Source organism: Blautia sp. SF-50 (genome assembly GCF_900101315.1).
GTDB classification, from domain to species: Bacteria; Bacillota; Clostridia; order Lachnospirales; family Lachnospiraceae; genus Blautia_A; species Blautia_A fusiformis.
This window is the reverse complement of the sequence record NZ_FMUW01000017.1, coordinates 65,997-76,300: the sequence shown is the minus strand read 5'-3', so window position 1 is coordinate 76,300 and position 10,304 is coordinate 65,997. Positions and strand designations below refer to the sequence as shown.

The following is a 10,304-nucleotide window of genomic DNA, read 5'->3' as shown; positions in this document are numbered from 1 at the left end:
ATCAGTCGGTCATTTTTTGCGGACAGTTCATACATGCTATCCTTTTCTGTTCTCTGCTCCTGCGTTTGCTCTCGTTTGATTTCTCCCTCCGTATCTTCTTGGCACAAGCAGGACAATACCTTGATGCACCAGAGCCCGGGACATATTCAACGCCGCACACCGTACAATTTTTAGCGGGCATTGCTGCCCACCGTTTTGTAGGTATGATATGTAATTCATCGACAAAGCCGATGAATTTATAGTAAATCTTGATTTCCTGCTTCACTGTTCCGTCTGCCATCTTCTCACGCTCCGAAACAAGTATCTTGTCTATGAGTGCGTTTATAACTGTTGCATCCAGTTCTTTTAAGCCTTGATAATTTCGGATAAGGGCGAGGAAGTCACGGATTCCCCGTGATTTCTCGTAGCTTTCATTAAGAGTTTCCGTCACCTCTTTCAGCCTTGCTTCAATTTCAAGCTGCTCTTTCTGGTATTTCCCCGACATCATCTCAAAATTCCGCTCGGTAATACGCTCCATGACCTTATCCTCGTAGAGAGAGGAAAACAGCCTGTCCAGTTCCGCAAGGCGTTTGTTCAGCTTCTTACGTTCTTTCTCTAATGCTTTCGCCCTGCTCTGGTCTGTTTCCGTGAGCCGCTTTTCTATGGCCCTGACCGCCTTTTCATCATTCACTGCCATATCCGCAAAACAGTTGATGTCGGCAAGAACGGCATTGAATAAATCCCTTGCTTCTATATTGTGGGCACTACACTCGCTTCTTCCGTTTCTTGCATAATTATTACATGAATACTGTACACAGTCGATAATCTCTGGGCGTTTCCTCCTGTGTACGTTCATTGCCCGCAGAGCACATCCGCAGTCCACACACTTGATAACGCCTGCAAAAATATTTACAAATCCTCCCTTGTTCTGTGGAAGCCTACGACTTGTAATAAGCTGTTGGACAATATCAAATTCCTCCTGCGTGACTATTCCCTCATGGGTATTGGGTATCACTTCCCATTCTTCGGGCAGCTTAGAGGGGCGTTTCTTGCTTTTCATATTGGCGGCAATCCGTTTGTAGCCTACAAGATTTCCCGCATATATCGGGCTTCTTAAAATGCTCCTCACGCTGTTCCCACTCCAAATATAGCGTTTGTCCTCGTTCCCCTCAAAATGACGTTCAAAGCCTGTTTCGCCACGCTCCGCCGCATAAGCGGCAGGGCGTAGGATATGCTGTTTATTAAGATGTCTGCAAATTTTGGCAACTCCATTCCCTTTTAATGCAAGGTCGAATATCTCTTTTACAACATGTGCCACTTTATCATCTATCAGCAGATGGTTGTGGTCGGCAGGGTCTTTGATATAGCCATAAGGGGCGGTAGTTCCCATGAATTTCCCCTGTTGAAACCTCGCCCGATATGCCGATTTTATCTTAACAGATATGTCAGCGGCATACATTTCGTTTAAAATGTTGCGGAAAGGCGTGATGTCCATAGCAGATTTATTCAAGGTATCTACGCCGTCATTGACCGCTATATACCTCACGTTATGCTCTGGGAAGAAAACTTCCAGATATAACCCACAATCAAGATAGTTTCTCCCCAGACGGGATAAATCTTTCGTAATCACGCAGTTTATCAGACCGCTTTCAATGTCTTTTATCATATTCTGGAAACTTGGTCTTTGGAAATTTGTACCAGAATAACCATCGTCCACATACGTTTTTGCTATGTGCCATCCCTGCTTTTTCACATAATCCGTGAGGATGGATTTCTGTGTCGCAATGCTCGCACTCTCGTTATCCGTACCATCGTCTTTAGATAAGCGGCAATAAATGCCGACTAAATAGATTTTCTTTTCTTCTTTGATTCCTGCCATACTGTAAAACCTCCGTATCTGTCCTATCTGTTTTCATGTCCCATTGCGTACATTCTAAGCGGACAGCCCCTCATTGTCGAAGGTGTCGCCCTCGGCAATCTTCTTCCGAATATCCTCGGAGATAATCGGGACAAACGCTTCTGTAACGGTCTGTGTGCCGACATATTCACGGCTGATTATCATCTGCACTGGTGCTTTTGGCACGATACGCTTTCTCTTTTTATCTGCTTTCTTATCCTCGCCCATACTTAAATCTTCCTTTCCAGACAGGGCAGGGAAGAGTTTGGAAATGTCCCCGCCCTGCCAATCAGATACCATTAATCCTCGCTGTTTAATTCTTTCTGTAATGCTTTAAGGAGTGCCGCCGCTTCATCAGCGTTCAGCGTGATTCCCTTGCCGCACTTTTCACGGTTCGGGGAAAAGCTGCGGATGTCATACTTCGGCTCTTTCCCATTCCATGAAATGAGATTGATTTCCTTTGTGTAGCCACTGTCGCCCGTAGACAATACTGCGATTTCCTTTACGATTTCATACTGGATTTCTCTCATTCTCCATACCTCAACTCTCTGTATTTACTTCCCGAAAAAAGAAGATTAGCGGCTGTCACGGTTGCGTTTCCTCTGCAACTCACGCTCCAAAAGTTTGATGATGGTTTCCTCCATCTGCTTCGGCGTTGTGTTCTTCGGAAAGTATTTTTTCAGCTTGCTTGTGTTGATTTTCAAGGTTTCTTTCTGGTTGCCCTTTTCCTCCGTCATAATCGCAAATATCGTATCCATGTCAAGCCGCCCGCTCTGGCTTAACTGTTTCATCCGCTGTGCCTGTGAGAGTGAGGGCGTTGCTTCTTCGCTCTCCATCGTGGCAAAGAGGTTTTCCTGCTCGTCTTTCTTCAAGAAGGACAGTTCCACCGCAGGCGTGAGGGCGATTTTCCCCTCGTCCACCATCTGCAAAATCGGCGGTATCAGTTCCGTCAGGCGGATAAAACGCTGCACGGTCATCCTGCCCACGCCGAAGCCCTGTGCCACCTTGTCGTCCGTCCGCAACTTCGTCACAACTTGTGACGAGGTTAAGTCTGTGCGGAAACCCTGCCGCTTCATGGCTTCGGATTTCATCTTGTAAGCAAACGCCCGCTCCGATGGCAGGATATTCTCACGCTGCAAATTGCTGTCTACAAGGGTGATGATGGCTCGGTCACGGTCTAAGGGCAGGACAAACGCAGGCACGGTATTTATCCCTGCAAGTTCAGAAGCACGGACACGCCGCTGTCCTGCAATCACTTCATAACCGTCCCCGTCCTCTTTCGGGCGTGTGATTATCGGCGTGACAATGCCAAATTCCTTGATGCTTTCCGCTAACTCTGACAGTGTTTCATCTTCTGCCACATGAAACGGATTGTCGGGGAACGGGTACAAGTCTTTGGTCTTTAACACCTTAAAATCCTGTTTCTTCATTCACATATCTACCTTTCTTTCGCTCTGCTTCTATGATTTTTCTGCAATTCTTCCAACACTTCGGGCGGTATTTTTGACAGCAGCCGCCCCATCTGCTCGTTGGTTCTCTGCAATTCAAATATCTTCTGATTCGCTTTCTGCACCTTTAGTTCCTGCTCGTACTTTTCATCACGCATACGCCCCGCATAGTCTGATTCCTGCCCAATTCTCTCTTTCAAACTGTCGATATACGCCTGCTGTTTCCCGATTTCCTTAGAGAATTTCTCCACGTCTGGCAGCCATGCAGAGAGTAAATCTAACGCTTTATCCCTTTTCTTCCCTGCGTTAAAGGCGTTGATGTCGGATAGGGCAGACACGATTTCTTCATACTGTTTATCAAGCCTGCCGCCTAATTTATAGAGCCATGTGGGGACGTGTTTCCGCTTGGTTTCCATTGAGGACTGCCCCCGTTCAAGCTGATTCCACCGTGAGGACATCCGCTCATGGTAGGCGGTCTGCCACTCGGATAATGATTTCTGGTTGCCTAAGATAGCTTTCGCTGACAGCTTATTGTCTGGCGTAATCGGCACAAAGCAGAGGTGCATATGGGGCGTTCTCTCGTCCATATGGACGACAGCGGAGAGGATATTCTGCTTTCCAACACGCTCCGAAATGAAGTCAAGAGCCGTCTGGAAATACGCTTTTTGTTCTTCGGGCGGTAACTGGTTCATAAATTCTGGTGAAGCTGTGATGAGCGTTTCCACCATCATCACGCTGTCTTTCCTTGTCCTGCACCCCGCTTCGGCTACCATGCGGTTAATCTCTTTCTTGTAGGTGTACTTTGGTGGTGCTATGAGATGGTAATTGTTTTTAGAGCGTTCCATATCTATATCTGGGTTGCTTTTGTAGGCTTCTTTCTTCCGCTCGTTGTGGCGTTCACAAGCCGCAACGCCGCCCGCTTTTCGTTTCTGGAAACGCAGGATTGCATAAGGCATAGGCGGATTCCTCCTTTCTTTCGGCGGGTGACCGTCCTTTGGGGTGACAGCGGTGACGGTGGTGACAGCAGTTTTGGGATACCCCCTGCCGACTGCCGCAACTGTCACCCTCACCCCCTGCATGACGGTCATGTCGATGATGACGGTGTTTTTGGGATACCCCCCTCGCAAGAGCCGTCACCGTCATGCCGCCATTCTTTTATCCGAAGCCGTAAGGCGTAGGATAGCAGGGCACAGCCCTGCCTTAAGGGAGTCCAGAGGGAACGTCTGGCACACGACTTTGCAGGGCAAAGTGTAGTGTGTTACACCCTGTAAACGCAGTCGGAAAAATCGGAATGATTTTTCTGACCGCAGGGGTGGTTTTACACGACCGAAAAGGGCGAGTAAATCTCACGCCTGCATTTTGCGTTTACGGGGTGTTCTCCCGTAGGGATGACAGCGGCAGGGTATCCTAAAATCACTGTCACCACCGTCACTGCTGTCACCCGCAGGGCAGAGCCGCCAGCTTTACATGGCTTTAAGCGTCAATGACAGTAACAGGGGGGTATCCTAATATCGCTGTCACCACCATCACCGCTGTCACCCGCCCTCCTTGCAAGGGCAATCCGCCTGCCGTCTTTCCTGCGGCTGTACTGGTAGCAGATACGGTTCTCGCTTAAAAATGTGGTGCGGTATTCATTCAGCCATTTCGTAATCACCGTGGGTATGGTTTCCGTTTCCCCCATAGCGGCTAACAGTTCCGTTGCCGTGCCTATCCATTCTTCCTTATCCCTCATAAAATCCACCAACCGAAAAAGGACATCTGGTATCGTTTCTTTCGCAAGCTGCTCCTGCGTTTTCCGCTCCACAAGCTCCCAACGGCAATCACGGAAACGCAGCGTGTATTCCTGATAAGGCGTGTCCCTGCCCGTCACATACAGCTTGGCGGTGTCAGACGCACGTTTCTCCTTTTCCAGAACAAAGGTAGCGTCCGCACTCCCCGTTAATCCTGTCGTCCCAGACACCTTGTTGAACACGTCGCTGTCATTCTGCTTTCGGATGTGGTGTACGACAATGACCGCCAGAGAGTGCCTGTCGGCAAAGTCTTTGATGAGGGAGATGTCCCCATAGTCGCTTGCATAGGCATTGTCTTTTGAAGCTGTACGGACTTTCTGCAAGGTATCAATGACAATGAGCCTGCTGTCTGGGTAATCTTTCAGATAATCTTCAAGCTGCACGATAAGACCGTCTGACAGCTTGCAGCTTGCCACGGCAAAGTGGAGCCGCCCGCTTGCTTCGTCCGTCAAACGAAATAACCTGTCCTGTATGCGGCAGAACGTGTCCTCAAGGCAGAGGTAAAGCACATCGCCCTCCATTGTCGGCATATCCCATAAAGGGATTCCCTGCGACACGCATAAGCATAGCTTCAGCATGAGCCAGCTTTTGCCTATCTTCTGTGAGCCGCAGAACAGCGATAAGCCTGTCGGGATAAGGCTGTCCACCACAAAGGATGGTTTCTCAAGCGGTTCATAAAGGAGCGTTTCGGCGTTGACTGTCTGTAACTTCTGCATGGCTTTCCTCCTTTCGGGCGGTGTCTTTGTTTTCGTTGCACATAGGCGTTGACCTCCTTAAAAATAGATTTACTCCCACGGAAAAAAGTGAGAGTATGTAATGCCGCCAATCCCACACAAATAAAAAACAGATTTCTTTTTCGGGCGGTGTCGGTCACGGTTGGAGATATTTCTTCAATTTCCGCCTTTACTTTCTCCTTTGCAATCGCAACAGATTTCTGTATTGCCGAAGCGGTGCAATGCTCCATAGCGGCGATTTGGTAAAAATTGAACTCATACTCGTAGTAGAGCAGGAAACGCCGCCTTTGTATCTCTGGAAGGCTCCCAACCGCCTTATAGAGCGTTTCATTCCGTTCTTCCTCAACCATGCGTTCATCAAGGCTCTTAGGCACACGCAACGCCCGTCTGTAAAGGGTTTCGTCCCATACCTCGTTAAACTCCCTGTGCCGCTCGTCCCATTAGAAAAGATTCCTGTTCCTGCGCTCCATCTGCCGAAACTCCATAAAGAACTGTTCCGACACTTCCAACTCGTGGGATTTGCCCTGCCCGTCCTTAAAGCTGATAAAATACCTTGTGCCGCTTTCCGTGGATTCCTCCCGAAGCGTGTATGCCTTAACCCTGTATGCCATCCTGTTGTCCTCCTGCAAAAAATGAGTGAGGGGATTTCCATCCCTCACCCAGTAGCCCGCAGGATGGCAGGCTGTTTTAGAAGCTATAAAATTTTCCGCAGCTTCTTCCGCAGATGGTCTAACCTCGCATAGATGGCACCAGTCGTCAAATGCACAAGCGGGGCAATCTCCTTTGTGGAATACCCCTGCATTTTCAGCAGGACGATTTTCAAGGTACGCCCGTCCACCGTGACTAATACTTGATAGAGATTTTCGCTCTCAATCTCTTCCAGTAACTCCGCAACCGTACCCACTTCCGCCTGCCGCTCCCTGCCTGCCATGTCCTCAAGATATTCCGCAACGTCATTCGTCCATCGGTAAAACCGCCTGTTGGAATTGAAGTCTGCCCTGTCCGCCATGCGTATCTGCTCAATGGTCGCTTCATCAACGCCGCACTCACGCAGCAGCTTTTCCTCCGCTTCTTTCCAGATACGCCATTTCCTGTCCTCCCGTCCGTGGTTGTATGCCATTCTTACTTCCTCCAATCAGAATTGATTGAGAGGGCAGAGAAAAGCCCCCTCATCTTCCCAAAGGAAAAAACAAGGGGGCTGAACGCTTTAAATTTTAATTTTCTATTATCTTTCTTAGTTTTATTAGGATTCTGGCTTTGCGTTTGTTTACAACGCTCTGGGTTATGCCCAACCTCGCCCCGACTTCACGCTCGGAAAGTCCGTCAAAAAAGATTGCCTGTATCAGCTCCTGTTCACTATCCGACAGCAAAGGCAGGGCGGCTTTCAGCCTGTCCACCATGACCGCATTGACAACGGTTTCTGCAATGTCCACCGCTTCATCAGTGATAAAGTCCAGAGGATTCCCCTCGCTGTCCGTAAATCCGTCGAGAGATAGCAGTCTATTCTTTGTATCTAATTTTTGCAGATAACGCCACCGTTCCTTGTCACGGTAGAAGTCTGTGTATTGCTCCCTCACGACTTCAAGCAGACAGCCTTGAATGGGGATAAACAGCTTGTCCATATAGGTCTGGTCGGATTCCCTGCAACGGCAGAACTCCGTGTAGGATAATTCCACATAGCCGCCACTTTCTCTGATATATACCTTTCTTGGTGCATATTTCACCATAAATACCTCCCATCTGAATTTTTGAAATGTAAAAAATCCAGATGGAGAGGCGGAGAACGACACCGCATATCAGAAACAGCCCTACGGCACTTTCCAACAAAAATCGACAAAAGAAAAACCGCAAAGGCTCTGTGACCTTTACGGTTATAGGAAATAGTAATTCTATTGTATGGAGATTGTACTTCTACTTTCAAGGTGAGAAGTACCGTTGCACTGGCAGAAATTTTTTTAACTGGTTTCCTGCCGTTCTCTGATATGCTATGTATTGATAAATTTTGCTTCGTATGAGCAGATAGATAACTGCCCGAAAAAAGGACATAAAAAAATCCCTCCAAATTTAAAAACAAATTCAGAGGGTAATTTAGGGTATAACAAAATAACCCACCCGAATATCGTTTTTTTTATTTGGTGAGTTTGTTCTTTCAAATACGAAACAAAAAGAGCCGATGATTCGTGAATTGTTCCACAATTTCATCGGCTCTGCGTCTTAAGCGTCTGGCTCTTTGATGACAGTTATCTTCAAGTTGTCAACTTTAATCAATCTTTCTTGTCTGCATTTTGGACAATAAAGGGGATAATTCTCCAAAACAGTGTCCTTCCTAATTTTATTACGGGTTTTGCTCCCACAAACAGGACACAATATCCATTCGCATTTCATCATAATTAGTCTCTAATCCTTTCAAATCTCATTTTATATGACTTTTGCAAGCTGTTAAGCTAACTTGTGGAACATATGCCGAACCTTATCTATACGGCTATTCGGGCGGCGGGGTTGGCAAATAAATTTACCAATAGCTGGCTGGTATCCTTTTAACTCTGTCAAGCAGACTCCCTGCCCATTTGTGAAATAAGTTAAATCGTTCCTGTATTCTTGAATACATCTAGCAGGGATTTCTCCTTTCAGAATGACCTCGTCATTCTTTATCTGAGTACTTACAATATCTGCACAATACCTTGGAGCATCATGATACGCCCGTGAGAGATATTCCTGCGGTGCATAAATTTCAAAGTGGAGATATGGCTCTAATAGTTCTGTCCCTGCTTTTTTTAAAGCCTGCTCCAATACGATAGGGGAAAGCAGCCGAAAGTCTGCGGGGGTACTTACAGGACTATAATACAATCCATATTCAAAACAGATTTTACAGTCTGTCACTTTCCATCCATACAGCCCCTGCTCGCAGCCATAAAGAACCCCCTCCATAACCGCATTTTGGAACGATTGATTTAAATATCCAAGTGAAACTCTGCTTTCATACTGCACTCCGCTTCCAATAGGGAGCGGCTCTATGGACAACCCGACAGAAGCCCAGAAAGGATTTGGCGGGACTTCTATGTGGATGGTATATTCTGCTTTTCTAAGCGGTCTTTCCATATATATAACAGTAGGCTCTTTTATTTCTGCCTCCACATGATATTTTTCCTCAAGGATGGCACAAATGACTTCCATCTGCACATTCCCCAAAAAAGAAAGTATAATCTCATGCGTTGTAGTATCCACATAATATTTTAAAAGAGGGTCGCCATCTGAAATTTCTGTAAGTGCCCCAAGCAATATTTCCCGCTGTTCAGATTTCTTTACTGCAATCGTTGTTTGGAGCATAGGGAGAGGATTTTCAATAAATTTTCTCTGCGGCAACAGTATTTCGTTCCCCAAAATACTGTTTAGCTGCAAAACATCATTTGGTAAAATTACAATATCACCAGAGCAGGCTGTATCGGATGAATATAATTCACCGTTTGTCGGAACACACATCTCTGTGATTTTTATTTTCTCTTTTTCAGATATTCTAATAACATCCCTCAAATGCAATGTTCCGCTATATATACGCACATAAACAAAACGCCGCCTTTTCTCTGAATATTCAATCTTAAAAACCTGCCCGCATAGTTCAGATTGACCTTCAGGCGTTGATGAATAAAATTTACTGGCAATTACTTCTATAAGCTGCCGAATCCCCAGATTGTTTTTAGCGCTTCCGTGATAAACGGGAAATAACGTTCCGTTTTGGAATCTCCTGTTTTCTTCCTGTTCCAGTTCTGACATTTTAAACGGTTTCCCTGACATATATTTCTCTAATAGTTCATCGTTTCCCATAATTACCGCATCCCACTGTTCCATATCGTCATTGTCCGTTACATTTATATGGGGATGCTGCCCAACCTTTTGCTTCACTATAATTTCCGAAGAAAGCTTTGCTTTCATTTCCCGATATACCATTGGCAAATCAATCCCCTCTTGGTCAATTTTATTGATGAAAAAAATTGTCGGAATCTTCATTATCTGTAGTGCATGAAACAGTATACGGGTCTGTGCCTGTATGCCATCCTTTGCAGAAACTAATAATACTGCTCCGTCTAATACGGATAAAGAACGGTATACTTCCGCCAAAAAATCCATATGGCCTGGCGTATCTATAATGTTGACTTTTACATCCTCCCACTGAAAAGATGTCACTGCTGTCTGGATAGTGATTCCCCTTTGACGCTCCAAATTCATTGTATCTGTCCTTGTTGTGCCTTCATCTACGCTCCCTAGTTCTGCAATTGCACCACTGGTATACAATAAACTTTCCGTTAATGTTGTCTTTCCTGCGTCAACGTGAGCCAGAATGCCTAAGTTAATTATTTTCATGTGATTTTCCTCCTATCAACACCCAAAAAAGGGCATAAAAATACCCAGTGATAAATACTCCTATCACTGGGTAAATAACTCCAATAGCCCCAAAACA

At 46.1% G+C, this 10,304-nt stretch carries 9 protein-coding genes and 2 pseudogenes; all 11 read right to left on the bottom strand.

What is annotated here, in order from left to right; genetic code table 11:
• Position 1 precedes the first annotated feature (1 nt).
• Entirely contained in the window at positions 2 to 1,858 is a 1,857-nt protein-coding gene (locus BLP57_RS11590; RefSeq protein ID WP_001820670.1) for a recombinase family protein, read from the bottom strand.
• A 54-nt stretch (positions 1,859 to 1,912) separates the two neighbouring features.
• Positions 1,913 to 2,104, bottom strand: coding sequence for a hypothetical protein (locus BLP57_RS11585; protein ID WP_001820669.1), 192 nt, complete (start codon positions 2,102 to 2,104; stop codon positions 1,913 to 1,915).
• 71 nt (positions 2,105 to 2,175) lie between these two features.
• Positions 2,176 to 2,406, bottom strand: coding sequence for a YdbC family protein (locus BLP57_RS11580; protein ID WP_001206986.1), 231 nt, complete (start codon positions 2,404 to 2,406; stop codon positions 2,176 to 2,178).
• 45 nt (positions 2,407 to 2,451) lie between these two features.
• The gene (locus BLP57_RS11575; RefSeq protein WP_000743700.1) at positions 2,452 to 3,306 is read right to left on the bottom strand and encodes a ParB/RepB/Spo0J family partition protein; all 855 of its coding nucleotides are present in this window, start codon (positions 3,304 to 3,306) and stop codon (positions 2,452 to 2,454) included.
• 8 nt (positions 3,307 to 3,314) lie between these two features.
• Positions 3,315 to 4,280: a MobV family relaxase gene (gene mobV, locus BLP57_RS11570; protein ID WP_001820668.1), complete on the bottom strand. Its 966-nt coding sequence runs from the start codon at positions 4,278 to 4,280 to the stop codon at positions 3,315 to 3,317.
• 517 nt (positions 4,281 to 4,797) lie between these two features.
• Positions 4,798 to 5,830, bottom strand: a pseudogene (locus BLP57_RS11565) (AAA family ATPase).
• A gap of 154 nt (positions 5,831 to 5,984) precedes the next feature.
• Positions 5,985 to 6,459, bottom strand: a pseudogene (locus BLP57_RS17665) (RNA polymerase sigma factor).
• Positions 6,460 to 6,542: 83 nt separating this feature from the next.
• The gene (locus tag BLP57_RS11555; RefSeq protein WP_000323895.1) at positions 6,543 to 6,968 is read right to left on the bottom strand and encodes a sigma-70 family RNA polymerase sigma factor; all 426 of its coding nucleotides are present in this window, start codon (positions 6,966 to 6,968) and stop codon (positions 6,543 to 6,545) included.
• Between the two features lie 94 nt (positions 6,969 to 7,062).
• Positions 7,063 to 7,572: a sigma-70 family RNA polymerase sigma factor gene (locus BLP57_RS11550; protein WP_105116765.1), complete on the bottom strand. Its 510-nt coding sequence runs from the start codon at positions 7,570 to 7,572 to the stop codon at positions 7,063 to 7,065.
• Positions 7,573 to 8,062: 490 nt separating this feature from the next.
• Positions 8,063 to 8,233, bottom strand: a complete 171-nt coding sequence (locus tag BLP57_RS11535; protein ID WP_004614788.1) for a cysteine-rich KTR domain-containing protein — start codon at positions 8,231 to 8,233, stop codon at positions 8,063 to 8,065.
• 54 nt (positions 8,234 to 8,287) lie between these two features.
• Positions 8,288 to 10,207: a tetracycline resistance ribosomal protection protein Tet(O) gene (tet(O), locus tag BLP57_RS11530; RefSeq protein WP_000691758.1), complete on the bottom strand. Its 1,920-nt coding sequence runs from the start codon at positions 10,205 to 10,207 to the stop codon at positions 8,288 to 8,290.
• Positions 10,208 to 10,304: the final 97 nt, after the last annotated feature.

What these genes read in the sequence shown, in the direction of transcription:
- BLP57_RS11535 (WP_004614788.1), bottom strand. Translation starts at nt 8,233, where the DNA reads ATGAAATGCGAATGGATATTGTGTCCTGTTTGTGGGAGCAAAACCCGT.
- BLP57_RS11555 (WP_000323895.1), bottom strand. Translation starts at nt 6,968, where the DNA reads ATGGCATACAACCACGGACGGGAGGACAGGAAATGGCGTATCTGGAAA.
- BLP57_RS11575 (WP_000743700.1), bottom strand. Translation starts at nt 3,306, where the DNA reads ATGAAGAAACAGGATTTTAAGGTGTTAAAGACCAAAGACTTGTACCCG.
- BLP57_RS11590 (WP_001820670.1), bottom strand. Translation starts at nt 1,858, where the DNA reads ATGGCAGGAATCAAAGAAGAAAAGAAAATCTATTTAGTCGGCATTTAT.
- mobV (WP_001820668.1), bottom strand. Translation starts at nt 4,280, where the DNA reads ATGCCTTATGCAATCCTGCGTTTCCAGAAACGAAAAGCGGGCGGCGTT.
- BLP57_RS11580 (WP_001206986.1), bottom strand. Translation starts at nt 2,406, where the DNA reads ATGAGAGAAATCCAGTATGAAATCGTAAAGGAAATCGCAGTATTGTCT.
- BLP57_RS11585 (WP_001820669.1), bottom strand. Translation starts at nt 2,104, where the DNA reads ATGGGCGAGGATAAGAAAGCAGATAAAAAGAGAAAGCGTATCGTGCCA.